This is a genomic window from Ramlibacter sp. MMS24-I3-19, assembly GCF_050320135.1.
Taxonomy (GTDB): domain Bacteria; phylum Pseudomonadota; class Gammaproteobacteria; order Burkholderiales; family Burkholderiaceae_C; genus Ramlibacter.
The window spans coordinates 3,198,525-3,222,795 of record NZ_CP190017.1 but is presented as its reverse complement, the minus strand read 5'-3'; the positions used below and the strand labels follow the sequence as shown (position 1 = coordinate 3,222,795).

Annotated in this window: 26 protein-coding genes; 5 read left to right on the top strand and 21 right to left on the bottom strand. The window is 68.6% G+C overall.

The window, feature by feature from the left end; all coding sequences use genetic code 11:
• Window positions 1-5: 5 nt before the first annotated feature.
• The 8 genes from ACPWT1_RS16075 to guaB form a co-directional block, all read right to left on the bottom strand.
• The gene (locus ACPWT1_RS16075; protein ID WP_427912150.1) at window positions 6-923 is read right to left on the bottom strand and encodes an LD-carboxypeptidase; all 918 of its coding nucleotides are present in this window, start codon (window positions 921-923) and stop codon (window positions 6-8) included.
• Entirely contained in the window at window positions 920-2,293 is a 1,374-nt protein-coding gene (gene tadA, locus ACPWT1_RS16070) for a tRNA adenosine(34) deaminase TadA (RefSeq protein WP_427912149.1), read from the bottom strand. The genes ACPWT1_RS16075 and tadA overlap by 4 nt, the downstream gene beginning before the upstream one ends.
• Before the next feature lie 10 nt (window positions 2,294-2,303).
• The gene (locus tag ACPWT1_RS16065) at window positions 2,304-2,519 is read right to left on the bottom strand and encodes a hypothetical protein (protein ID WP_427912148.1); all 216 of its coding nucleotides are present in this window, start codon (window positions 2,517-2,519) and stop codon (window positions 2,304-2,306) included.
• Between the two features lies 1 nt (window position 2,520).
• Entirely contained in the window at window positions 2,521-3,144 is a 624-nt protein-coding gene (locus ACPWT1_RS16060; protein WP_427912147.1) for an FMN-binding negative transcriptional regulator, read from the bottom strand.
• A gap of 26 nt (window positions 3,145-3,170) precedes the next feature.
• Window positions 3,171-4,784: a glutamine-hydrolyzing GMP synthase gene (gene guaA / locus ACPWT1_RS16055; RefSeq protein ID WP_427912146.1), complete on the bottom strand. Its 1,614-nt coding sequence runs from the start codon at window positions 4,782-4,784 to the stop codon at window positions 3,171-3,173.
• 1 nt (window position 4,785) lies between these two features.
• Window positions 4,786-5,202 (bottom strand): type II toxin-antitoxin system VapC family toxin, encoded by a 417-nt coding sequence (locus ACPWT1_RS16050; RefSeq protein WP_427912145.1) that lies wholly within the window; start codon window positions 5,200-5,202, stop codon window positions 4,786-4,788.
• Window positions 5,189-5,491 (bottom strand): type II toxin-antitoxin system Phd/YefM family antitoxin, encoded by a 303-nt coding sequence (locus ACPWT1_RS16045; RefSeq protein WP_427912144.1) that lies wholly within the window; start codon window positions 5,489-5,491, stop codon window positions 5,189-5,191. Before ACPWT1_RS16045 ends, ACPWT1_RS16050 begins: the two co-directional genes overlap by 14 nt.
• 98 nt (window positions 5,492-5,589) lie before the next feature.
• The gene (gene guaB / locus ACPWT1_RS16040; protein WP_427912143.1) at window positions 5,590-7,059 is read right to left on the bottom strand and encodes an IMP dehydrogenase; all 1,470 of its coding nucleotides are present in this window, start codon (window positions 7,057-7,059) and stop codon (window positions 5,590-5,592) included.
• Window positions 7,060-7,203: 144 nt separating this feature from the next.
• Between guaB and ACPWT1_RS16035 the strand changes: the two genes are divergently transcribed.
• A complete protein-coding gene (locus ACPWT1_RS16035; protein WP_427912142.1) occupies window positions 7,204-7,707 on the top strand; it encodes a DUF4124 domain-containing protein in 504 nt (167 codons plus the stop codon).
• An 18-nt stretch (window positions 7,708-7,725) separates the two neighbouring features.
• Here ACPWT1_RS16035 and ACPWT1_RS16030 read toward each other — a convergent pair whose 3' ends face one another.
• Window positions 7,726-8,052, bottom strand: coding sequence for an RnfH family protein (locus ACPWT1_RS16030; RefSeq protein WP_427912141.1), 327 nt, complete (start codon window positions 8,050-8,052; stop codon window positions 7,726-7,728).
• Window positions 8,045-8,485, bottom strand: a complete 441-nt coding sequence (locus ACPWT1_RS16025; protein ID WP_427912140.1) for a type II toxin-antitoxin system RatA family toxin — start codon at window positions 8,483-8,485, stop codon at window positions 8,045-8,047. Before ACPWT1_RS16025 ends, ACPWT1_RS16030 begins: the two co-directional genes overlap by 8 nt.
• A 59-nt stretch (window positions 8,486-8,544) precedes the next feature.
• Here ACPWT1_RS16025 and smpB point away from each other — a divergent pair, with 59 nt between their 5' ends.
• From smpB to ACPWT1_RS16005, 4 genes are all read left to right on the top strand, one after another.
• The gene (smpB, locus tag ACPWT1_RS16020; RefSeq protein WP_427912139.1) at window positions 8,545-9,018 is read left to right on the top strand and encodes an SsrA-binding protein SmpB; all 474 of its coding nucleotides are present in this window, start codon (window positions 8,545-8,547) and stop codon (window positions 9,016-9,018) included.
• Between the two features lie 122 nt (window positions 9,019-9,140).
• Window positions 9,141-9,425: a hypothetical protein gene (locus ACPWT1_RS16015; protein ID WP_427912138.1), complete on the top strand. Its 285-nt coding sequence runs from the start codon at window positions 9,141-9,143 to the stop codon at window positions 9,423-9,425.
• A gap of 9 nt (window positions 9,426-9,434) precedes the next feature.
• A complete protein-coding gene (locus tag ACPWT1_RS16010; protein WP_427912137.1) occupies window positions 9,435-9,956 on the top strand; it encodes a sigma-70 family RNA polymerase sigma factor in 522 nt (173 codons plus the stop codon).
• Window positions 9,957-9,963: 7 nt separating this feature from the next.
• Window positions 9,964-10,779, top strand: coding sequence for an anti-sigma factor family protein (locus tag ACPWT1_RS16005; protein WP_427912136.1), 816 nt, complete (start codon window positions 9,964-9,966; stop codon window positions 10,777-10,779).
• 78 nt (window positions 10,780-10,857) lie between these two features.
• Here the strand turns inward: ACPWT1_RS16005 and ACPWT1_RS16000 are convergent, their stop codons facing one another.
• The 11 genes from ACPWT1_RS16000 to ACPWT1_RS15950 form a co-directional block, all read right to left on the bottom strand.
• On the bottom strand, window positions 10,858-11,985 hold the full coding sequence (locus ACPWT1_RS16000; RefSeq protein WP_427912135.1) for an enoyl-CoA hydratase/isomerase family protein: 1,128 nt from the start codon (window positions 11,983-11,985) through the stop codon (window positions 10,858-10,860).
• Window positions 11,982-12,854: a DMT family transporter gene (locus ACPWT1_RS15995; RefSeq protein ID WP_427912134.1), complete on the bottom strand. Its 873-nt coding sequence runs from the start codon at window positions 12,852-12,854 to the stop codon at window positions 11,982-11,984. Before ACPWT1_RS15995 ends, ACPWT1_RS16000 begins: the two co-directional genes overlap by 4 nt.
• 39 nt (window positions 12,855-12,893) lie before the next feature.
• Window positions 12,894-14,726 carry a translational GTPase TypA gene (gene typA / locus ACPWT1_RS15990; RefSeq protein WP_427912133.1) on the bottom strand — a complete coding sequence of 611 codons (1,833 nt, stop codon included), beginning with the start codon at window positions 14,724-14,726 and terminating at the stop codon, window positions 12,894-12,896.
• Window positions 14,723-15,685, bottom strand: coding sequence for a tRNA pseudouridine(55) synthase TruB (gene truB / locus ACPWT1_RS15985; RefSeq protein ID WP_427912132.1), 963 nt, complete (start codon window positions 15,683-15,685; stop codon window positions 14,723-14,725). Before truB ends, typA begins: the two co-directional genes overlap by 4 nt.
• A gap of 2 nt (window positions 15,686-15,687) precedes the next feature.
• The gene (gene rbfA, locus ACPWT1_RS15980; protein ID WP_427912131.1) at window positions 15,688-16,062 is read right to left on the bottom strand and encodes a 30S ribosome-binding factor RbfA; all 375 of its coding nucleotides are present in this window, start codon (window positions 16,060-16,062) and stop codon (window positions 15,688-15,690) included.
• A 10-nt stretch (window positions 16,063-16,072) separates the two neighbouring features.
• Window positions 16,073-18,931: a translation initiation factor IF-2 gene (gene infB / locus ACPWT1_RS15975; RefSeq protein ID WP_427912130.1), complete on the bottom strand. Its 2,859-nt coding sequence runs from the start codon at window positions 18,929-18,931 to the stop codon at window positions 16,073-16,075.
• A 23-nt stretch (window positions 18,932-18,954) separates the two neighbouring features.
• Window positions 18,955-20,448 (bottom strand): transcription termination factor NusA, encoded by a 1,494-nt coding sequence (gene nusA / locus ACPWT1_RS15970; protein ID WP_427912129.1) that lies wholly within the window; start codon window positions 20,446-20,448, stop codon window positions 18,955-18,957.
• 1 nt (window position 20,449) lies between these two features.
• Window positions 20,450-21,028, bottom strand: a complete 579-nt coding sequence (rimP, locus tag ACPWT1_RS15965; RefSeq protein ID WP_427912128.1) for a ribosome maturation factor RimP — start codon at window positions 21,026-21,028, stop codon at window positions 20,450-20,452.
• Window positions 21,029-21,208: 180 nt separating this feature from the next.
• Window positions 21,209-21,628 carry an alternative ribosome rescue aminoacyl-tRNA hydrolase ArfB gene (arfB, locus tag ACPWT1_RS15960; protein ID WP_427912127.1) on the bottom strand — a complete coding sequence of 140 codons (420 nt, stop codon included), beginning with the start codon at window positions 21,626-21,628 and terminating at the stop codon, window positions 21,209-21,211.
• Between the two features lie 5 nt (window positions 21,629-21,633).
• Window positions 21,634-23,238 carry an ABC transporter ATP-binding protein gene (locus tag ACPWT1_RS15955; RefSeq protein WP_427912126.1) on the bottom strand — a complete coding sequence of 535 codons (1,605 nt, stop codon included), beginning with the start codon at window positions 23,236-23,238 and terminating at the stop codon, window positions 21,634-21,636.
• Window positions 23,235-24,263: an ABC transporter permease gene (locus ACPWT1_RS15950; RefSeq protein ID WP_427915574.1), complete on the bottom strand. Its 1,029-nt coding sequence runs from the start codon at window positions 24,261-24,263 to the stop codon at window positions 23,235-23,237. Before ACPWT1_RS15950 ends, ACPWT1_RS15955 begins: the two co-directional genes overlap by 4 nt.
• Window positions 24,264-24,271 lie beyond the last annotated feature (8 nt).

Here is a 24,271-nt window from a genome sequence, read left to right as displayed (position 1 = left end):
CCAGCCTAGTGCCGGTGGCCCCACACGATGAACGCGTCTCGCCCGTCCACCGCCAGGTGCACCGGCGTCCCGACCGGCAGCAGCACCTTGGTCGGCACATGCCCGAACGGCAATCCAGTCAATACCGGCGCCTTCGCCTGGGTCCGTAGCCAGTCCACCACCGTCTTGAGCTTGTAGCCCTTGTCGTGCGGCACCGGCTTCCAGTTGGTGAACTGACCGAACACGATGGCCTTCTGCTCGCCCAGCACGCCCGCGTGCAGCAGCTGGGACAGCATGCGTTCCACCCGGTACGGGTGCTCGCCGACATCCTCGATGAACAGGATGCCTCCCTTGACGCGCGGCATCCATGGCGTGCCCACCAGGGCAGCCAGGATCGAGAGGTTGCCGCCCCAAAGGATGCCGTTCACGTCCCGGAAGGTTGCGGCAGCTTCGGCGGCAGGCAGGCGCCAGCCGGTGCCCTCGCCCTGGCCTTCCACCAGGTCGTCGAAGCAGGCCTGCATGATCTCGTCGGGTTCGGTCTCGACGCCGAAGTCCTCGCCGATGGCCGGGCCCTGCCACGTTGCAGCACCAGTCTCCGCGAGCAATGCGCTCGTGAGGGCGGTGAAGTCGCTGAGGCCGACGAACTGCGTGCCGCGCTCGATGGCCTTGGCCAGCTGCTTGTAGCGGATGCGCGGCAGCAGCCGTGTGAGGCCGTAGCCGCCGCGCGTGGTGAGCGCAATGTCGGCGCCACTGGCGGCCGCCCGATGGATCGCTTCCAGCCGCGTGTCGTCGTCACCGGCGAACCGCATGTGCGTGGCGAAGGCCGCCGGGTCGATCTCGACCTCATGGCCCATCGCCCGCAGCCTCTGGATGCCCCGGCGCACGGCGGCCTTGTCGCGCACTGCGCTGGAGGGCGAATAGATGTAGATGTGCTTGCTCGTCACGGGCGGAAGTATCCCACCGCCCTCCTCGCGATCGCCTCGCCATGCTCCGGCACGAAGTGTCCGGCGTCCGCGAGAACCATGGGCTCGGGGCACCCTCGGATCACGGCGCGCAAGTTCTCCATCACGGGCGTGCCGAGGACCGGGTCCTGCGCGCCGATCGCCATCAGGCTGCGCCCGCTCCATTGCGTGCGCCAGAACTCACGTGCCTCGCGCGAGATGGCCGCGCCGTCCGCATCCGCCGTCTCCGGAACCATGGCCGGGAACGCACGCAGGGCGGCCCGGTGTCCCCGGTCGGGGAACGGTGCGTCGTACGCCGCGCATTCGTCGGGCGCGAGGTGTGGATTGCCGCGGGCGAACAGGCGGCTGACGCTGAACTCGGGATTGCGCGCGCACATCTCGCGCCAGGCGAGGAATCCGGCACTCAGCGGAACGTCGCCCGTGCCCAGCATCGTGTTCATCACAAGCAGCCCCCGGTATCGGTGAGGCGCCGCCATCGGCAGCGTGAGGCCGAGCAGGCCGCCCCAGTCCTGCACGACGAGCAGGATGTTCTGCAGATCGAGGCGCTCGACGAACTGCAGCAGCACCTCGCGATGCCAGCTGAAGCTGTGCGCCCCTTCTTTCTTCGGCTTGTCGCTCCGGCCGAAGCCCACCAGGTCCGGCGCGACGACCCGGTGCCCCTCGCCCAGGAACACCGGCAGCATCTTGCGATACAGGTAGCTCCAGGACGGATTCCCGTGCAGGCACAGCCAGGTGAGCGGCGCGTCTCGCGGCCCTTCGTCCAGGTAGTGCATGCGAAGGCCGGCCAGGGCCGGGAGGTCGGCCACGTAGTGCGGCGCCCACGGGTAGTCGGGCAGGCCGTCGAAGCGTGCATGCGGCGTGCGAACCGCGTCGTCCCGCAAGGGCTGCGACGCATCGCGTGCCCGGGCCCGCCGTCCGGCGAAGAACCTGGAGAGCAGCGCACCGCACTCGCCGGCCAGCACGCCACTTTGCACCTGCGTGTGATGGTTCAGTCGGCGTTGCTCGAACAGGTTCACCACCGAACCGGCGGCCCCCGTCTTCGGGTCGGTCGCACCGAAGACCACCCGCTGCAGGCGGGCGTGCAGCATGGCACCGGTGCACATCGCGCAGGGCTCGAGCGTCACGTACAGCTCGCACCCGTCGAGGCGGTAGTTGCCCAGCGCCAAGGCGGCCTGTCGCAAGGCCGCGATCTCGGCATGGGCGGTGGGATCGTGCCCGCTGACGGGATGGTTGTGGCCGCGTCCGATCACCACGCCATCGCGGACGACCACGGCACCGACGGGCACCTCGCCGGCTTCCAGCGCGAGCCGTGCCTGGCCCAGCGCCTCGCGCATGAAGGCCGCGTCACTCACGCCAGCCCGCCTAGTTGCTGTCGTCCGGCATCGCGCGCGGCGTTTGCAGCGCGGCTTCGGCAGCCTGGCGCATTTGTTGCACCTGTTGTTGCGGCGTCGCTGCCGCGGGCTGCCCGGGGATCACCGCCGCAGGCGCGGGAGCCACGGCAGTCATCTGCTTCTTCGCCAGCAGGCCGACGATGGCCACGACGATCACCAACCCCAAGAGACTGACCATTGCACGCATCTCACCCCTCCTTCACCATGCCGATCCGTTCCATCCAGCCGGCCAGCTCGCGCTCCTGCTCGCCGCCTGCCCGGTACGCTGCATGCAGTGCGTCATGCGACTCGGGCCGATGCTGGTTCAGCTTGACCTTGCACTGCAATTCCGTGACCCGCAGCTCGAAGCCGACGATGCCGGCCAGCATCTTGCGCGTGTACTCCGCATCCAGGCCGCGCCACTGCGCCGCATACGCCGGCTCGTGGTCGCCGATCAGCAGCTTCAGCAGGGCGTCCTTGCCCTCGCCCTCCTCCACCAGCCGCGCCTCCACGGTGCAATGCACGGCCAGGTAGTTCCAGCTCGGCACGCGCTGCAGGTCGGGATAGACCTTCGGTGACAGGTAGGCGTGCGGCCCCATGAACGTGACCAGCGCGCGCGGCCGTTGCTGCAGGTAGCGCCAATGCGGGTTGGGTTTGGCGCAGTGCCCCCACAGGACCGCCTCGTCCCCCTTCTGCTCCAGGTGCAGCGGCAGGTGCGTGACGAAGGGCAGCCCGTCGTCGTCGCAGGAGACCAGGCTGGCGAACGGATACGCCCGCATCACGTCCAGTGCGATCTGCGGGTCCTTGGCAATGAACTGCGGCGGCTGGTACATGGCGCCACTGTAGCGGTGCCGGCGCGCTATTCCCACTCGATCGTCGCCGGCGGCTTGCTGGAGACGTCGTAGGTCACGCGGTTGATGCCGCGCACCTCGTTGATGATGCGGCCCGAGACCTTCTTCAGCAGCGCATACGGCAACTCCGCCCAGTCGGCCGTCATGAAGTCGCTGGTCTGCACCGCGCGCAGCGCCACCACGTAGTCGTAGGTGCGGCCGTCGCCCATCACGCCCACGCTCTTGACCGGCAGGAAGACGGTGAACGCCTGGCTGGTGAGGTCGTACCAGGACTTGCCGGTCTTCTCGTCGCGGAAGTTGCGCAACTCCTGGATGAAGATGTCGTCGGCCCGCCGCAGCAGGTCGGCGTACTCCTTCTTCACCTCGCCCAGGATGCGAACGCCCAGGCCGGGCCCCGGGAACGGGTGGCGGTAGACCATCTCGGGCGGCAGGCCAAGGGCCACGCCCAGCTCACGCACTTCGTCCTTGAACAGGTCGCGCAGCGGCTCCAGGAGCTTCAGACCCAGCTGCTCGGGCAGGCCACCCACGTTGTGGTGGCTCTTGATCGTGACCGCCTTCTTGCTCTTGGCACCGCCCGACTCGATGACGTCCGGATAGATCGTGCCCTGCGCCAGCCAGGCGACGTGGCGCGCATGGGTCTGCTTGATCCGCGCGGCCTCGGCCTTGAACACGTCGACGAACAGGCCACCGATGATCTTGCGCTTGGCCTCCGGGTCGCTCACGCCGGCCAGCTTGCCGAGGAACAGCGCGCTGGCATCGACCCGCACCACCTTGGCGTGCAGCTTGCCCGCGAACATGTCCATCACCATGTCGCCCTCATTCAGGCGAAGCAGCCCGTGGTCGACGAACACGCACGTGAGCTGGTCGCCGATCGCGCGATGGATCAGCGCTGCAGCCACCGACGAATCGACGCCCCCGGACAGGCCGAGGATCACCTCCTCGTCGCCGACCTGCTGCTTGATCGCCGCCACGGCCTCGGCGATGTGGTCGCGCATCACCCAGTCGGGGCGGGCGTTGCAGATCCCGCGCACGAACCGCTCGAGGATCGCGTGGCCCTGCACCGTGTGCGTGACCTCGGCATGGAACTGGATGGCGTAGAAGCGCCGCGCCTCGTCGGCCATGCCGGCGATCGGGCAGCTCTCGGTCGACGCCATCAGCTTGAAGCCCGGCGGCATCTCCACGACCTTGTCGCCGTGCGACATCCAGACGTTCAGCATGCCGTGGCCTTCCGGCGTTGTGTAGTCGGCGATGTCGCGCAACAGCTCGGTATGGCCACGGGCCCGGACGGAGGCAAAGCCGAACTCACGCTTGTGGCCGCCTTCGACCTTGCCACCCAGCTGGTGGGCCATGGTCTGCATGCCATAGCAGATGCCCAGCACCGGCACGCCCAGCTCGAACACGGCCTGCGGCGCCTTGTCGGTGGTCTCCTCGTACACGCTGGCATGGCTGCCCGAGAGGATCACGCCCTTGAGGCGACCATCCGCGGCGTAGTCGCGGATCCAGGCGTCGGTGACGTCGCAGGGATGCACTTCGGAGTAGACGTGGGCCTCGCGCACGCGGCGGGCGATCAGCTGCGTGACCTGCGAGCCGAAGTCGAGAATGAGGATCTTGTCGTGTTGCATGTCAGGGCAGGTCCGTGATCAGGGGGTGGTCCAGTTGCAGGCAGGCGCGCTGGAGTGCGCGGTCCATGGTGACAAGGGGCGCCTTCAGGTCGATCGCCACCTTCAGGTAGGCGGCGTCGTAGGGGGTGAGTTCGAGCGACCGGGCCCAGTTCCAGAATTCCAGGGGCGACACCCGCAGCGGCGCCAGCGCCACGGGCAGCCTGCTCAGCAGACGCAGCACGTGCTGGTGCACGCTGGGCGTGAAGCGGCCACGGGCCAGGGAGCGGCCGGCCGCATGCAGCGCCTCGAGCGGGAAGATGGCGGCGCTGGTGGCACTCTCCTCCTCCGCCATCACGCGGATGAGGGCCTGCGCCACCTTGTTGCCGCCCACATCCGGGAACGCCCAGCTCGCGAAGGCGGAGGCATCAACGACCAGCACGTGCACCCTCCGGATCGTCGATCCATGCCGCGCCGCGCTCACGCTTGTGCTCCTCCCACAGCTCCTGGAAGCCGGGGCCGGCGGAGCCGACCTTGGTCCGCAAGGCTTCCAGTTCCGCCGTGATCGCCTGCCGCCGTGCTTCGATGCTGGGCTGCTCCGTTTCCGGTTCCTTGATGAGGCGGATCACCCGCTTGCCGTGGCGGGTGAGGACGACTTCCTCACCCTGCTCGACCGCGCGGATCAGCTCGGACAGCTGGCTCTTGGCTTGGTGGATGGGGACCGTCTGCATGAGATTCTGGCTCGACCTGAAATGAATCTGGCCAGATTGTAGTGGCGGACACAAAAAAGGACCAGAAGATTCTGGTCCGTTTTGGGATGCGGCGGAGCTCAGTCGGCGCGGTAGTTCGGCGCTTCCTTGGTGATCTGCACGTCGTGGACATGGCTCTCGCGCATGCCCGCCGCCGTGATCTGGACGAACTCGGCCTGCTCGCGCATCGCGTCGATGCTCGCGCAGCCGCAGTACCCCATGGCCGCCCGTACGCCGCCGGCGAGCTGGTACACGATCGACACCAGCGAACCCTTGTACGGCACGCGTCCCTCGATGCCTTCAGGCACCAGCTTGTCGGCGTTGGGGTTGGTGCTGCTGGCTTCCTGGAAATAGCGGTCCGCGCTGCCCTGCTGCATGGCGCCGATGGAACCCATGCCGCGATAGCTCTTGTAGCTGCGACCCTGGTACAGCACGATCTCGCCCGGCGCCTCTTCGGTGCCGGCGAACATCCCGCCCATCATCACCGTGCTCGCGCCCGCGGCAATGGCCTTGGCGATGTCGCCGGAGTAGCGGATGCCGCCGTCCGCGATCAGCGGCACGCCGGTGCCTGCCAGTGCGGTGGCGACGTTGTCGATGGCGGTGATCTGCGGTACGCCCACACCGGCGACGATGCGGGTCGTGCAGATGGAGCCCGGGCCGATGCCGACCTTGACCGCGTCGGCTCCAGCCTCGACCAGTGCGAGCGCCGCCTTGCCCGTGGCGATGTTGCCGCCGATGACGTCCACGCTCGGGTAGTTGCTCTTCACCCAGCGCACGCGGTCCAGCACGCCCCTGCTGTGGCCGTGCGCCGTGTCGACCACGATCACGTCGACGCCGGCCTTGACGAGCGCCTCCACGCGCTCCTCCGTGCCCTCGCCCACGCCGACGGCGGCGCCGACACGCAGCCGCCCGGACGCATCCCGTGCAGCGTTGGGAAAGCTGGTCTGCTTGGTGATGTCCTTGACGGTGATCAGGCCCTTGAGCTCGAAGGCTTCGTTCACCACGAGCAGGCGTTCGAGCTTGTGCTTGTTCAGCAATGCCTTCGCTTCGGCCGGGCTGGTGCCCTCGCGCACCGTGATCAGCTTCTCGCGCGGCGTCATGATCTCGGTGACCGGTTGCTCGTAGCGCGTCTCGAACCGAAGGTCCCGGCCGGTGACGATGCCCACGACCTTGCCGGCATCGACCACGGGGAATCCGGAAATCCCGAGCTGCTCGGACAGGGCGGACACCTCGCGCACGGTGTGCTTGGGCGTGATGACCACCGGATCGCGCAGCACGCCCGACTCGTAGCGCTTGACGCGCGCCACTTCCGCGGCCTGCTGCTTGGCGGTGAGGTTCTTGTGGACGATGCCGATGCCGCCTTCCTGCGCCATCGCGATGGCCAGCCGCGCTTCCGTCACCGTGTCCATGGCCGCGGACACGAGCGGCAGGTTCAGCGGGATGTTGCGGGACAGGCGGGTCGCAAGGCCAGTGTCCTTGGGCAGGACCTGGGAGAACGCCGGGACCAGCAACACGTCGTCGAAGGTCAGCGCTTTGCCAAGAAGGCGCATGTCAGAGCTCCAAAAGATGAATTGTAGCGAGCGGCCCACATCGCCCTTCCGCTGGCGGCCGTGGCGCCCGGGCGTGTGACGGACTGCGCGGGCGTCATGGCTCGGGGCAACCGCAGCTGTCGAGTTGACCGCTACACTGGCCGCATGACTGCAGCCCGCGCCCTGACCCTCGCCCTCGCCTGCGTGTTGCCGCTCTCGGCCATGGCCCAGTGGCAGTGGATCGACAAGAGCGGCCACAAGGTCTACAGCGACCAGTCGCCGCCGCCGGACATTCCCGCGAAGAACGTCCTCAAGGCGCCCAGCGGCCGCATGCCCGCGGCAGACCCGGCCCCCGCCGCAGAAGCGCCCGCAGCCGCGTCCACGCAAGCGCCCGGCGTGCTCAAGGTGACCGGCAGGGACAAGGAACTCGAGGCGCGCAAGAAGCAGGCCGAGGCCGCGGAGGCCGAGAAGAAGAAGGCCCAGGACGCCGCGATGGCGGAAGCGAAGGCCGACAACTGCAAGCGCGCCCGTGAAGCCAAGGCCACGCTCGACTCGGGCATCCGCCTGTCGCGCGTCAACACCCAGGGCGAGCGCGAAGTCCTCGACGACAACCAGCGCGCCTCAGAAGGCCAGCGGATGCAGGACATCATCGCGCGCGACTGCGCCTGACTCGGGCGGCGCAGGCCGCTAGTACCCAGCCTTCGATCCCGGCCGGCGCCCGGCGAACAGGCCTGCTGCCCGACTTCCCTGCTTGCGGAACCGCTCGCGGCGCGCGACCTTCGGGTCCACGCGCAAGGGGCGCGCGACTTCCACCCGGTCGCCGTCGCGAAGCGCGTGCGTGAAGGCCGCACGGCGGCCCCAGATGCCCACCTCGCCATCGGCCGGCACTTGGACGCCGGCCAGGCGCAAGGCATCGGCCACGGTGGTCCCGGCTGCGACGCTCACGATTTGCTCCACCACTTGGCGCGGACCAGGCGAGTGCACGACCACGATGCGTAGCGACGCCTCAGCCATAGACCTGCTCGGCGCGTTTGACGAAGGCGTCCACCAGGGTCCCGGCGATGCGGTCGAACACGGGACCGACCACGGCCGCGAGCGCCGCGTTCTTGAAGCCGTAGTTCAGGTCCAGTTCGACCTTGCAGGCGCGCTGTCCCGCGTCGCCCACGGGATTGAACGACCACTGGCCGTCGAGGTTCGAGAATGGTCCATCCAGCAGGCGCATCGACACCTTGCGGCCCGGAACGTGGTCGTTGCGCGTGGTGAAGCTCTGGCGGATGCCGCCGAACGAGATGCCGATCTCGGCCCGCATGCCGTGCTCGTCCTGCTCGAGCACCGTGGCGCGGTCGCACCACGGCAGAAACTTGGGGTACTGCGCGACGTCGGTGACCAGCCGGAACATCTCGTCCGCGCTGTACCAGATGAGGACGGAGCGGTGGACGGTTTTCATACGACAATCGCGGGTTCCGCGGGATTGTAGAGACGGCCTGCGCTCCCCATCTGTCAGCCATGGCCCAAAAACAGGACAGCGCCGCACGCATCGCCGAGAACAAGAAGGCGGCCTTCAACTACTTCTTCGAAGAGCGGTTCGAGGCCGGCATGGTGCTCGAGGGCTGGGAAGTGAAGGCCCTGCGCGACGGCAAGGTGAACCTCACCGAGGGCTACGTGGTGGTCCGCAAGGGAGAGCTGTTCATCATCGGGTTGCAGATCAACCCGCTGCGCACCGCGTCCACGCACATCAGCCCCGATGCCGTGCGCACCCGCAAGCTGCTGCTGCACAAGGACGAGATCCGGCGCCTCACCGGCAAGGTGGAGCAGAAGGGCTACACCCTCGTGCCCATCAACCTCCACTGGAAGTCCGGCCGCGTCAAGTGCGAGGTGGCGCTGGCCAAGGGCAAGGCGGAACACGACAAGCGCGACACCATCAAGGACCGCGAGGGCAAGCGGGAGGTCGAGCGCGCCATGAAGTCGCGCAACCGCTGACGCTCGTCGGCCCAGCCGGAATAAACCGGCATGGCCCGACGTTGATGGGGTGAGGTCCAACGCCCGGAGCCGCCCATGTCCACTGTCCGCCACCCCTTCCCCGCCTGCGGGACCGCCGTGCGATGAGCGCCGCCGTCCTGCCTTCGGCCGATCCGGCCTGCAAGCTGCGGCTGGCCATGCTGGGACAGCTGCAGGCCTCGCGCAGCATCGAGTCGGCCCTGCTCCGCCTGCGGTTGCATTGCGCCGGCGACTGCGCTTCCCTGTGGCACCTGCGGCCGGCGCTGATGCAGGCACTGGCCGCCGAACACGGCGAAGGCCATGCGCGCTCGAGCCTGTCCCTCGTGGATGGCGTGTTCCTGCAACTGTGGCCGGAAGCCCCGGTTTCGCGGCGGCCACGCCTGCGCTAGGCTGCGTCCATGTCGACCCAGGCCCTCCAGCTCGAAGCCCAGATCCCGCAGCTGCGACGCTATGCGCGCTCGCTGACGGGGGACGCGTGGGCGGCGGACGACCTGGTGCAGGACACGCTGGAACGCGCGTGCGATCGCTGGCAGCTGTGGAAGGCCGGGACCGACCTGCGCGCCTGGCTCTTCACGCTGATGCACAACCTGTTCATCGACGGTGCGCGTCGCGCGGTGCGGCAGGCAGGCCAGCGGGTGGACATCGACGATGTCGCGCACGAACTCGCCACGCCGGCAGGCAGTACCGACCAGGTGCTGGACCTGCAGCGCTGCCTGTCGCGCCTTCCGGGCGAGCAGCGCGAGGTGCTCCTGCTCGTGGCGTTGCAGGACCTGACTTACGAGGAAGTCGCGCGCATCACCGGCACGCCGGTGGGCACCGTGATGTCCCGCCTGTCACGCGCGCGCACGCGCCTGCGCGAACTGATGGATGGCACCCTGGCGGGTCCACCGGCGGTGGTTCCGCTCAAGCGCCTGAAGTGAGATGACCATGACCTCCCATTCCAGTCCGCCGATCGATGAAGCCAGCCTGCACGCGCTGGTCGACGGCCGGCTCGCGCCCTCCGAGCGCGAAGCACTGCAGGCGCGCCTGGCCGCAGACCCCGAAGCAGCCCAGACCGTGCAGGACTGGCAGGCCCAGCGCGACATGCTGCGCGGGCTGCATCTCGACGTGCTGCGCGAGCCGGTGCCGCCGGAGCTGGCTGCAGCGTCCCGCGCCGTAGGACAGGCCGGCGCGAGCGTGGACCGGTGGCAGCGCTGGGGCGGCATGGCCGCGGCCGTGCTGCTGGCCATCGGCGCCGGATGGCTGGGGCGCGGTCAGTGGGATGCCATGCCGGGCAGCAGCGTCATGGCCAAGGCGCGCGGGGCCGAGTTCGGCCACCAGGCCGTGGTCGCGCATGTGGTGTATTCGCCCGAGGTGCGGCATCCCGTCGAAGTGGCGGCCGCGCAGCAGGAACATCTCGTGCAGTGGCTCTCCAAGCGCCTGGGGCGGCCGCTCAAGGTGCCGGACCTCGCGGCCCAGGGCTACGAGCTGGTGGGCGGCAGGCTCCTCCCCGGCGAGCAGGGTGCACGCGCGCAGTTCATGTACCAGAACGGCAAGGGCGAGCGCGTGACCTTGTACGTCGGTGCGCTCGATGCCGGCAAGGCGGGCACGCAGGCTTCGGCAGAAACCGCGTTCCGCTTCACCAGCGAAGCCGGGACGTCGAGCTTCTACTGGATCGACCAGGGCTTCGGTTATGCGCTCGCGGGCCGCATGGCGCGGGCCGACCTGCTGCCGCTGGCCGAGACCGTCTACAAGCAGCTCTGAGGCTGGCGCCTGGTCGAGCGCGCGCAGCGGGTGCGCGTGCGAAATCAGGCAAGGCCGCGCAGCGGGTGCGCGTGCGAATCAGGCAAGCCCGCGCAGCGGGTGCGCGTGCAAGGGCCACGGACTCTCGAAGAACGGCGCCACCATCTCCGGCGTGACGTCCTCGATGCGCACCGGGTTCCACCGCGGCGCATGGTCCTTGTCGATCGCCACGGCGCGGATCCCTTCCACCGTCTCGCTGGCGACGCCGGGCCGCAGGTGGAAGCAGTGCCGCACCAGGTCGCGCTCCATGCGCAGGTCCGACGCCAGGTCCATGCCGCGCGCGCGCCGCACCTGCTCCAGGGTCACATGCAGCATGAGCGGCGACCGCTTGCGCAGCAGGCCTGCCGTGTGCGCGGCCCACTCAGTGGCGCTGCCTTCCAGCGCCTGCACGATGTCGCGCACCGTGGGCAGCGCGAACACGCGGTCGATCTCCGGCCGCAGGGCGGTGAGCTTGCCGGAGGGCGCCAGCTGGAGCGGCGGGATCGCTTCTGCACCCTGTGCGGCGAACCGCTCCCACAGCGCAGGAAGGTCGGCAGCCGGCAGCATCGCATCCGCGAGACCCGCCTCGAGGGCCTCGGCACCATCGAGCAATTCGCCCGTGAGCGCCAGGTATTCGCCCAGCCGTCCGGGACAGCGCGAGAGGAACCAGCCGCCACCGACGTCCGGGAACAGGCCGATGTTGGTCTCCGGCATGGCCATCTTCGTGCGCTCGGTCACGATGCGCGAGCGCGCAGCCTGGGGACGCGGCCTCTGCCGGTCGTCGGGATGGTCGATGCCCGCCGGCTCGGGTCGAGCGACGCTCTGCGACAGGCCCATGCCACCACCCATCACGATCCCGTCGAGGAACGTGATGTAGGGCTTGCGGTAGCCGTGGGCGAGGTGGTTGAGCGTGTATTCCTCGGTGAAGAAGTCCTCGAGCTCGGGATTGCCGGCGAGGGCCACGCGATGGAAGAAGCGGATGTCGCCACCGGCGCAGAACGCCCCGAACGGACCGTCCTTGCCTTGGCCACGCAGCAGGACGACTTCGACGCGATCGTCGTCCTGCCAGGCCAGAAGGGCCGACGTGATCTCCCGGATCATCTGCAGCGACAGCGCGTTCAGCGCCTTCGGTCGGTTGAGGGTGATGCACCCTGCCCTGCCCACGCGTTCCGCGACCACTTCACTCATGTTCGTTGTCTCCATCCAGCCAGTTCGTTCAACACCAGCGCGCCGATCACCAGCGTGCCGCCCGCCAGCACCTCCCGCGTGGGTGCCTCGTCGGCGCCGACCCAGGCCAGCAGGATCCCGAAGATCACTTCCAGCAGCGCCAGCAGCGCGATCTCGGGTGCCTTGAGCACGCGCGCGCAGACGACCGACAGCGCGCATGGAATCGCCAGCTGCACCAGGCCCAGCATGGCGAGCAGCCCGATGTCGTGCCAGGACGCGGCGAACGGCATCGCGAGCGGCAGCGTGGCCATGGCGCAGAGCGCGGCGCCGACCAGCACGGCCGGCACCAGGTCGATGTCGTGTCCCTCGCGGTGCGCGCGCTGCGTGATCGTCCAGTTGAACGCCCCTGCGATCGGCACGCACAGGGCCACGACCGTGCCGGCCAGCCGCCCGCCCGAGAGCTGGGCGGCGTACATCGAGCCGATGCCGGCCCCGGCGACCACGATGGCGAGCCACGTGCGCCCGGGCACGCGATGACCGATGGCAAGCCACGCGACGATCGCCGTGAGGAACGGCCCGACGGCCATCGTCACCAGCACGTTGGCGACGCTGGTGAGCGTGAGGGCCACCATGAACGCCGTGAACATCACGCTCCAGCACAGGCCGGAGAGCCACAGCGCAGGGCCGGCGCGGCGCAGCTTGCCGAACACCGATCGGCCCTGGAAGACCGGCAGGATCACCAGCAGCGACAGCACGGTGAAGAAGCTGCGCCAGAAAGTGACCTCGAAGCTGCGCGCCTGCTCGAGATGGCGCGTGACGACCCCGGCGATGGACCACATCAGGGTCACCGCCACCATCCCGACCACGGCTTGGGGGTGCGACAGCTTCATGCGAAAAAAAGAGGCGGCGACCTGGGTCGCCGCCCCGGGTCAGGCCGCTTCGCGGAGAGCGCGCTTGCGCTCGTGTTCCTTCAGGTAGCGCTTGCGCAGGCGGATCGACTTGGGCGTGATCTCGACCAGCTCGTCGTCCTCGATGAACTCGACGCCGTACTCCAGCGTCAGCTCGATCGGGGGCGTGATCTTGATCGCGTCTTCCTTGCCGCTGACGCGGAAGTTGGTCAGCTGCTTGGTGCGCGTGGCGTTGACCACCAGGTCGTTGTCGCGGCTGTGGATGCCGACGATCATGCCTTCGTACACCGGGTCGTTCGCGCGCACGAACATGCGGCCGCGATCGTCCAGCTTGCCCAGCGCGTAGGTGAAGATCTCGCCGTCGTCCATCGAGATCAGCACGCCGTTCTTGCGGCCGCCGATGTCGCCGCGGAACGGCTCGTACTTGTCGAAGATGTTGGAGATCAGGCCCGAGCCGCGGGTGAGGTTCAGGAACTCGTTGGAGAACCCGATCAGCCCGCGAGCGGGAATGCGGTACTCCAGGCGCACGCGGCCGCGGCCGTCCGGCTCCATGTTCACCAGGTCGCCCTTGCGCTCGCCCAGGGCCTGCATCACGCCGCCCTGGTGCTGCTCCTCGATGTCGGCCGTCACCAGCTCGATCGGCTCGCAGCGCACGCCGTCGATGTCCTTGAACACCACGCGCGGCTTGGAGACGGCCAGCTCGTAGCCTTCACGGCGCATGTTCTCCAGCAGGATGGTGAGGTGCAGTTCGCCGCGGCCGGAGACCTCGAACACGCCTTCCTCGTCGGTTTCCTTGACGCGCAGCGCCACGTTCGACTGCAGTTCCTTCTGCAGGCGGTCCCAGATCTGGCGGCTGGTGACGAACTTGCCTTCGCGGCCGGCCAGCGGGCTGGTGTTGACGCAGAAGTTCATCGTCAGGGTCGGCTCGTCGACCTTCAGCATCGGCAGCGGCGTCGGGGCCTGCGGGTCGGTCAGCGTCACGCCGATGCCGATCTCCGTGATGCCGTTGATCAGCACGATGTCGCCGGGGCCAGCCTCGGTGACCTGCACGCGGTCCAGGCCCTGGAACGTCAGCACCTGGTTGACGCGGCCCTTGAGCGACTTGCCGTCCGGGCCTTCCATCACCAGCACGTCCATCATCGGCTTGATGGTGCCGGCATTGATGCGGCCCACGCCGATGCGGCCGACGAAGCTGGAGTAGTCCAGCGCCGAGATCTGCAGCTGCAGCGGGGCGGCGGGGTCGCCCTCGTGCGCCGGCACGTGCTTCAGGATGGTCTCGAAGAGCGCCGACATGTCGGGGCCCCACTGCTCGCCGGGCGCACCCTCGTCCATCGAGGTCCAGCCGTTGATGCCGGAGGCATAGACGACGGGGAAGTCCAGCTGTTCGTCGGTGGCGCCGAGCTTGTCGAACAGGTCGAAGGCGGCGTTCACCACGTGCTGCGGGCGCGCACCGGGCTTGTCGACCTTGTTGACCACCAGGATCGGGCGCAGGCCCAGGGCCAGCGCCTTCTTCGTCACGAAGCGCGTCTGCGGCATCGGGCCTTCCTGGGCGTCGATCAGCAGCACCACGCCGTCGACCATCGACAGCGCGCGCTCGACCTCACCGCCGAAGTCCGCGTGTCCCGGGGTGTCGACGATGTTGATGTGGGTGCCCTTCCAGCTGACCGCGCAGTTCTTGGCCAGGATGGTGATGCCCCGCTCGCGCTCGATGGCGTTGTTGTCCATCACGGTGTCGACCACCTTCTCGTGCTCGGCGAAGGTGCCGGACTGGCGCAGCAGCTGGTCGACCATGGTGGTCTTGCCGTGGTCGACGTGGGCAATGATGGCGATGTTGCGGATCTGTTTGGTGCTCATGGGGTAACGGGTTCCTGGGAACCGAGGATTTGCTGGATGTCGATGGGGCTCAGCAGGCGCCCTGGAATCAGTTCGCCGGCCTTCACGTGGCCGGTGCCGAGCAGCGTGGACGGCTGCGTGCCGAACACCGCCACGGCGGTCGTGTCGGGCCAGGCGCCGCGGCGGCGCAGCCCGGAGAGGAAACGGCCTGCATCGTCGGGGCCCAGCGTGACGGGCGCATGGCCGGCCAGCAGCGCCTCGACAGGCAGCAACATGGCCAGGCGTTCGTCCTCGTCCATCGCTTCGAGTGCCTCGATGCTTGTGCAGTTCGCCACGTCGAACGGGCCCGTGGCGGTGCGGCGCAGGAAGGACAGGTGCGCGCCACAGCCGAGTGCCTCGCCCAGGTCCTCGCCCAGCGTGCGGATGTAGGTGCCCTTGCTCACGCGTGCGCTGAAGCGCAGCACCGCGCACCCGCCCTCCTCGCCCAGGGCCAGCTCGAGGGCATGGATCGTGACGTCGCGCGGCTCGCGCTCGACCTCCTGGCCGGCACGCGCGTACTCGTACAAGGCCTTGCCATCCTTTTTCAGGGCGCTGTGCATCGGCGGCAACTGGCGGATCGGACCGGTGAAGCGGCGCTGCAGGTCGTGCAGTTGGGCCGGCGTGATGGCCGGGACCGGGCGTTCGGCGATCACATCGCCTTCCGCATCGCCGGTCGTGGTCTTCACACCGAGCACGGCAACCGCGTCGTAGGCCTTGTCGGCGTCCAGGTGCAGTTGGCTGAACTTGGTGGCCGCGCCGAAGCACAGCGGCAGCACACCGGTGGCCAGCGGGTCGAGCGTGCCGGTGTGCCCGGCCTTTTCCGCGCGCAGCAGCCACTTGGCCTTCTGCAAGGCGTCATTGCTCGACAGGCCCCTGGGCTTGTCCAGCAGCAGCACCCCGTGCACGGGGCGCCTCACGACCCGTGCTCGTGGTGCGCTCATGGCTAGTTGTCGCCCGACTCTTTGGAGCGCGACGCGACCGCACGTGCGATCAGCGCGTTCATGTCTGCGGCCCGCTCGGTCGTGCGGTCGAACTGGAAGTGCAGCGTCGGCACCGTGTGGATGTGCAGGCGCTTGAACAGCCCGTTGCGCAGGAATCCGGCGGCGTGGTTGAGGGCGTCCTCGCATTCCTGCGGGTCGCCCACCAGCACGCTGAAGAACACCTTTGCGTGGGCGTAGTCCGGCGTGACCTCCACGGCGTTGAGCGTGACCATGCCCAGGCGCGGATCCTTGATCTCGCGCACGAGCTCGCCCAGGTCGCGCTGGATCTGGTCCGCGACCTGGAAGGCTCGATTGGGCTTGGTCTGCTTCTTGGGCATCTCGGCCGCCTTACAGCGTGCGGGCGACTTCCTTGATCTCGAAGAACTCGAGCTGGTCGCCTTCCTTGATGTCGTTGTAGTTCTTCAGCTTGATGCCGCACTCGAAGCCTTCCTTGACTTCGCGCACGTCGTCCTTCATCCGCTTCAACGACTCCAGCTCGCCCGTGTAGATCACCACGTTGTCGCGCAGCAGGCGGAAGTGCGAGTTGCGCGTGACCATGCCCGAGGTGACCATGCAACCGGCCACCGTACCGATCTTGGACGCCACGAACACCGTGCGGATCTCGGCCGAGCCGATGACCTCTTCGCGCTTCTCCGGTGCCAGCATCCCCGACATCGCGGTCTTCAGCTCGTCGACCGCGTCGTAGATGATGCTGTAGTAGCGCAGGTCGATGCCGTTGCCCTCGGCCAGCTTGCGCGCGCCGGAATCGGCACGCGTGTTGAAGCCGATGATCACCGCCTTGGAGGCGATGGCCAGGTTGACGTCCGACTCGGTGATGCCACCGACGCCGGCGAACACCAGCTGCACCTTGACCTCGTCGGTCGAGAGCTTGAGCAGCGACTGCGAAAGCGCTTCCTGCGAGCCCTGCACGTCGGCCTTGACGATGATGGGCAGCGTCTTCACCTCGCCGGCGGTCATGTCGTTGAACATGTTCTCCAGCTTGGCGGCCTGCTGGCGGGCCAGCTTGGTGTTGCGGAACTTGCCCGCGCGGTACGTCGCGATCTCGCGCGCACGGCGCTCGTCGCCCAGCACCATGAACTCGTCGCCGGCCTGCGGCACCTCGGTCAGGCCCTGGATCTCCACCGGGATGGAGGGACCGGCTGCCTTGATCGTCTTGCCGTTCTCGTCGAGCATGGCGCGCACGCGGCCGAAGGTCTGGCCCGCGAGGACCACGTCGCCCACCTTGAGCGTGCCGGATTGCACCAGCATCGTGGCGACCGGGCCGCGGCCCTTGTCCAGTTGCGCCTCGATGACCAGGCCCTTGGCGGCGGCATCCACCGGCGCCTTCAGCTCCAGCACCTCGGCCTGCAGCAGCACCTGCTCGAGCAGGTCGTCGACGCCCTGGCCCGTCAGCGCCGAGACGCTCACGAATGGCGAGTCGCCGCCGTACTCCTCGGGCACCACCTCCTCGGTCACAAGTTCCTGCTTCACCCGGTCCGGGTTGGCGCCGGGCTTGTCGATCTTGTTCACCGCGACCACGATCGGCACCTTGGCCGCCTTGGCGTGCTTGATGGCTTCCTTGGTCTGCGGCATGACGCCGTCGTCGGCCGCCACCACCAGGATCACGATGTCGGTGGCCTGCGCGCCGCGGGCCCGCATGGCGGTGAACGCCTCGTGGCCCGGGGTGTCCAGGAACGAGATCGTGCCGCGCGGGGTCTCCACGTGGTACGCGCCGATGTGCTGCGTGATGCCGCCGGCCTCGCCCGCCGCCACCTTGGCGCGGCGGATGTAGTCCAGCAGCGAGGTCTTGCCGTGGTCGACGTGGCCCATGACGGTGACCACGGGAGCGCGCGGCAGCGCCTCGGCCTCGGCCTGCGAGGTCTCTTCCTCGGTGAACGCCTCGGGGTCGTCCAGCGCGGCGGTCAGGGCCTTGTGGCCCATTTCCTCGACCACGATCATGGCCGTGTCCTGGTCCAGCGGCTGGTTGATGGTGACCATCTGGCCCATCTTCATCAGCACCTTGATCACCTCGGAGGCCTTGACCGCCATCTTGTGGGCGAGCTCGGCGACCGTGATGGTCTCGGGCACGTGCACTTCCAGCACGCGCTGCTCCACGGCCTGGACCGGGGACATGTCACGCTGGTCGCGGTCGCTGCCGCGGCGGCCACGCGGGCCTCCGCGCCAGTTGTTGCGGCCCACCCCGCCCGAGGCATCGCCACGGGTCGGGATGGCCTTCTTCTTGGCCGGATCGGCGGCCCAGCTGGACGACAGCTTGGCCGACTTGACTTCCTTGCCACTGCCGGGCGCTGCGGGCGCGCCGGCACCAGGCGCGGCACGGCCGGTGACGGCGGGCTTGTGCAGCGTGCCCTTGGCAGCAGGCTTGGCCTCGCCGGGCCTGGCGACGGGCTTGGCTTCCTCGGGCTTCTTGGCCACCAGCACCTTCTTGGGCGCGGCCATCATGGCGCGGATGGCCTCGGCCTCGGCCAGGGCCTTGCGGCGGCGCTCGTCCAGGTCCTTGGCGCGCGCGGCTTCCTCGGCGGCGCGGGCCTTCGATTCGGCTTCGGCCTTGGCGCGGGCGGCGGCAGCGGCAGCAGCGCGCTCCTCGGCGGCAGCGGCAGCTTCCTGGCTGGCGGCGACCTGGGCCTGCGATTGGGCGGCCTGCTTGGCGCGCTCCTCGGCCGCATAGGCGGCGGCGCGTTCCTCGGCCTCGCGCTCGCGGCGCTCCTGCTCCTCGCGCAGCCGACGCTTTTCCACCAGGTCTTCCTCCTGGCGGCGCAGCAGTTCGGCCTGGCGGCGGTGTTCTTCCTCGCGGCGCGACAGCTCGGCGTCGTCCATGCGCGGCGCGGCCGGGGCGGCATCGCGCACCTCGGGCTCGGGCGCCTCGACCACGGCGGTGTCCGCGCCGTCGTCGCGCTTGACGAAGGTGCGCTTCTTGCGCACCTCGACCTGGATGGTGCGGGCCTTGCCGCTGGCGTCCGCCTGCTTGATCTCGCTGGTGGACTTCTTCACCAGGGTGATCTTCTTGCGCTCGGGCGAGCTGGTGCCGTGGCTGGCCTTCAGGTAGCCCAGCAGCTTCTGCTTGTCCGACTCGGACAACGCATCGGTCGTCGCGCTCTTGGCGACGCCCGCGCTACGCAGCTGTTCCAGCAGCGTATCGGGAGATTTCTTGAGTTCGCTGGCGAACTCGGCGACGGTGGTACTCGACATAGGTTCCTGGTCCCTCCATCACGTCACGCTTGGGCCGTCGCACCGGAGAACCAGTGCTCGCGCGCCTTCATGATCAGGGCTTTGGCCTCGTCCGCGGACTGGCCAGTGATCTCGGTCAATTCATCGACGGCCAGGTCTGCCAGCTCGTCGCGGGTGTGCACGCCGGCGTCAGCCAGCTTGCCAATCAGTTCGTTCGAGAGGCCGTCGAGGTCGCGCAGGTCCTGCGAGACCCCCTCGACGCTCTCCTCGCGTGCGATCTCCATCGTGAGCAGCGCATCCTTGGCGCGGGTCCGCAGCTCGTTGACGGTGTCCTCGTCGAAGGCCTCGATCTCCAGCATCTCGGAGATCGGCACATACGCCACTTCCTCGAGGCTGGTGAAGCCCTCGGAGATCAGGATGTCGGCGATCTCCTCGTCGACGTCGAGCTTCTCCATGAACAGCGCGCGGATGGAGCTGGACTCCTCGGCCTGCTTCTGGGCCGACTCGTTGGCGTCCATGATGTTGATCTTCCAGCCCGTGAGCTCGGAAGCCAGGCGCACGTTCTGGCCGCCCCGGCCGATGGCAATGGCGAGGTTCTCCTCGTCGACCACCACGTCCATCGCATGCTTCTCCTCGTCGACGACGATGGAGGACACGTTGGCGGGCGCCAGGGCACCGATCACAAATTGGGCCGGATCCTCGGACCACAAGACGATGTCCACGCGCTCGCCCGCCAGCTCGTTGGTGACGGCGTTGACGCGGGTGCCGCGCACGCCGACGCAGGTGCCGATCGGGTCGACGCGCTTGTCGTGCGAGAGCACGGCGATCTTGGCGCGCGAGCCCGGGTCGCGGGCGCAGCTCTTGATCTCCAGCAGGCCCTGCTCGATCTCGGGCACTTCCTGGCGGAACAGCTCGATCATGAACTCGGGGGCGGCGCGCGACAGGATGATGGGGGCGCCGCGCAGCGTGAGGTCGACCTCCATGATCATGGCCCGCACGCGGTCGCCGTTGCGCAGGTTCTCCTTGGGGATCATCTCGCCGCGGCGCAGGCGCCCTTCGACGCGGCCGCTCTCGACGATGATGTCGCCCTTGTCCATGCGCTTGACCGTGCCCACGAAGATCTTGTCGCCGCGCGACATGAAGTCGTTCAGCAGCATCTCGCGCTCGGCGTCGCGGATTTTCTGCAGGATGACCTGCTTGGCCGCCATCGCGCCGATGCGGCCGATGGGCAACGACTCGATCGGCTCCTCGATGTAGTCGCCCGGCTCGACGTCGGCGACGCGCTCCTTGGCGTCCATCAGCATCTCTTCGGCATCGGGGTTCTGCAGCCCCTGCTCGTCGGGCACGACCAGCCAGCGACGGAAGGTCTCGTAGTTGCCGCTGTCGCGATCGATGGCCACGCGGATGTCGACCTCGCCTTCGTACAGCTTCTTGGTCGCCTGGGCGAGCGCGGATTCCACCGCGCCGAACACGACGTCGCGCTCCACGTTCTTCTCGCGCGAAATCGCCTCCACCAGCATCAACAATTCGCGGTTCATGTCACGACTCTCCTGTCTGCCTGGGCTTCCTGCCCTTGAAATCCACCACCGGCGCGAGGCGCGCCTCCTTCAACTCGTCCAACGTGAAGCCCAGCACCTGCAGCGGCGCCGGCGTCTTCTTGCGGCTGACGCGCTGCCCGGGCTTCGGTTCGGGCTCGTCGCTCCAGGTCACCTGCCAGGCACCGTCGCCGTCCGGACCCAGCTCGCCGCGGAACTTCTTGCGGTTGGCGGCCACCTGGCCGGCACCAGCCGCGCCCACCGGCGCCTTCAGCGTGATGTCAACCACCTCGCCGGCGAACCGCTCGAAGTCCTGCTGCGAGCGCAGGGGGCGGTCGAGGCCGGGCGATGACACCTCCAGCCGCTTGTAGTCGATGCCTTCGACTTCCAGCGCGTACTGCAGCTGGCGCGTGACCTTCTCGCAGTCCTCGACGTTCACGAACTGCTCCTTGCCAGGGACCCAGGGCAGGTCGATCGTGACGCGCAGCAGCCCGCCGGCGGAGCGTTCGATCTCCACCAGGTCGTAGCCCAGGCCGCTCACGGTCTGTTGGGCGATGTCGTGCAGCGCCGAGGTTTGCGTCATTCCTTTCGGTTCACGGGCAGGTTGCCGGCGGCCTTCTTGGCCGCTTCGCGCCCGCAGTGCAAGGGCACTGCGTCGAAACTGGCGCGGGCAAAAAAACGGGCGGTGATTACCCGCCCGGTCCTGGTCGTGAAGCAAAGATTGTACCGCGCGGCGCCCTCCGACGCAACCGGGACGGTGGTCCTAATCCGGTGTGTCGCGCCCGCTGCGCCTGAGCTTGGCGGCCGAATGCAGGCGCTTGTCCGCAAGCCGTCGACGACGCGACGCAGCAGTCGGCCGCGTGGGCCTGCGCACGTGCGGCGGCTCAGCCACGCTGTCCACCAGGTCCTGCAGCCGGGCCCACGCTTCGGCTCGGTTCATGTCCTGCGAGCGGTGGATCTGGGCCTTGATCACGAGCACGCCGGCGCGGGTGATGCGCTGGTCGCTCAAGGCCAGCAGGCGCGCCTTGTGGTCGGCCGGCAGCGACGAGCCACGGATGTCGTACCGCAGGTGCACCGCGCTCGACACCTTGTTGACGTTCTGGCCGCCGGCGCCTTGGGCCCGCACGGCGCTGATCTCCACCTCGTCCGGCGGGATCGGCGTGGGCAGGCGGTGCAATCCCATCGGGCTCAGGCCGCCGCGGCCACGAGCGCGCGGGTGTAGTCGTGCGAAGGACTGCCCAGCACCCGGTCGACAGGACCGGCCTCCAGCACCTCGCCGTCCTTCATCACCAGCACGTCGTGCGCCATGGCCCGGATGACGTCGACGTCGTGGGTGATCAGCAGGTAGGCCAGGCCCCTCTCCCGCTGGAGCCGCTGCAGCAACCGCAGCACCTGCTTCTGGATGGTGACGTCGAGGGCGCTGGTGGGTTCGTCCAGCACCAGCAACTGGGGGCCGACGATCAGCGCACGGGCGATGGCGAGGCGCTGCCGCTGGCCGCCCGAGAACTGGTGCGGGTAGCGGCCGAGCAGGCCCGGGAACTGCGTCTCGGCCAGGCCGACGTCCTCCAGGGCCTGCAGCACGCGAACGCGCCGGTCCGCGGCCGGCAACTCCGGCTCGTGCACGAGCAGGCCCTCCCCGACGATCTCCTCCACGGTCATGCGGGGCGACAGCGACGAGAACGGATCCTGGAAGACCACCTGCACCTGCCGGCGGATGGCGCGGTTGTTTGCTGCCTTGGGCCCCCATTGCTGGCCGACGACGTCCAGCTCGCCGCTGTGCCTGAGCAGGCCGAGGGCCGCCATGGCCAGCGTGGACTTGCCCGAGCCGGACTCCCCCACCACTCCCAGCGTCTGCCGCGGGTGGATGGCAAAGTCGGCGCCGCGCACGGCCTTGAATTCGCCGCGGCGGAACCAGCCGCGCACGCCCGGCAACGTCACCGGATAGCTCACCTGCAGGCCACGCGCGTGCATCACCGGTGCGGCATCGGCTTGCGGCGTGTCGACGTCGCGGGTGGGACGGCTGTCGATCAGGCGGCGCGTGTAGGCATGCCGCGGCGACGAGAACACGGTCATGACAGTGCCCTCCTCGACCAGATGCCCGTTTTCCATCACCGCCACGCGATCGGCGAACTTGCGCACGAGGTTCAGGTCGTGCGTGATGAGGAGAACCGCCATGCCGGTCTGCCGCTGCAGGTCCGCCAGCAAGGCGAGGATCTGGCCCCGGAGGGTGACGTCGAGCGCCGTCGTCGGCTCGTCGGCCAGCAACAGGCGCGGCTGGCAGGCCAGTGCCATCGCGATCATCGCCCGCTGCCTCTGGCCTCCGGAGAGCTGGTGCGGGAAGGCCTGTGCGCGTCGCGCCGGCTCGGGAATGCCGGTGGCCGCGAGCGCCTCGATCGCGCCCTGCCATGCCTGCCGGCGGCTCAGGCCCTGCTTGAATTCCAGAACCTCGGCGACCTGGTCGCCGACCGGGTACAGCGGGTTCAGCGCCGTCATCGGCTCCTGGAAGATCATGGCGATGTCGGCGCCGCGCACGCCCAGCAGCTCCCGCTCGGACAGCTTCAGCAGGTCGACCGGGTCGTTGCCGGGTGCAGGCGGCGCGAAGCGCGCCGATCCCGTCACGCGCGCGTTCTGCACCAATCCCAGCAGCGAGAGCGCGGTGACGGTCTTGCCGGAGCCGGACTCGCCCACGAGGGCCAGCTTCTCGCCGGCATCGATATGGAAATCGGCGCCATGCACGACCTCGCGGCCCTCGAACGCGATCCGGAGGTCGCGTACTTCCACGAGCGCGGTCATTGGTCGGCCTTTCGCGGATCGAGCGCGTCGCGCAGCGCGTCGCCCATGAAGGTGAGCAGCAGCAGCGTCAAGACCAGCGCTGCAAACGTCGATACGGAAATCCACCAGGCGTCGAGGTTGGCCTTGCCCTGGCTCAGGAGTTCCCCGATGGAGGGCGTTCCCGGCGGCACGCCCAGGCCCAGGAAGTCCAGCGACGTGAGGGCGAGAATCGCCGCGCTCATGCGAAAGGGCAGGAACGTCACGACCGGCGTCATCGAGTTGGGGAGGATGTGGCGCCAGATGATCCGGCCATTGCGCACCCCGAGCGAACGGGCGCCGCGCACATAGTCCATCTGCCGGTTCCGCAGGAACTCGGCCCGGACGTAATCGGAGAGGCCCATCCACCCGAACAGGCTGAGCAACACCAGCAGCAGTCCGACGCTGGGCGCGAAGATCGCGCTGAAGATGATCAGCAGGTACAGCTCGGGCATCGATCCCCAGATCTCGATGAAGCGCTGGAACGCGAGGTCGGTGCGTCCCCCGAAGTAGCCCTGGACGGCGCCCGTCGCCACGCCGATGACGACGCCGATCGCCGTGAGCGCGAGCCCGAACAACACGTCGAGCCGGAACCCGTAGATCAGCTGGGCCAGCAAGTCGCGACCGCGCTCGTCCGTCCCGAGGAAGTTCTCCTTCGACGGCGGCGCCGGGTTGGGGAGCTCGGCGAAGTAGTTGAGGGTCGACGGCCCGTACGGGTTGGGCGCGTAGATCGCCCAGTTGCCGCCATGCGTGATCCTGTCCTTGATCAGCGGATCGAGGTAGTCGGTGGGCGTCTCGAAATCGCCGCCGAAGGTCTTCTCCGGGTAGTCGTGCACCAATGGCACATAGAACGCTCCCTGGTAGCGCACCAGCAGCGGCCGGTCGTTCGAGAGCACCTCGGCGAAGAGGCTGACGGCAACGAGGCCGCAGAAGATCACCAGGCTCCAGAAGCCGAGCCGGTTGGCCTTGAAGCGCCGCCAGGCGCGCGCGCCTGGGCTCTCGCTGCGCATCGCGGCCG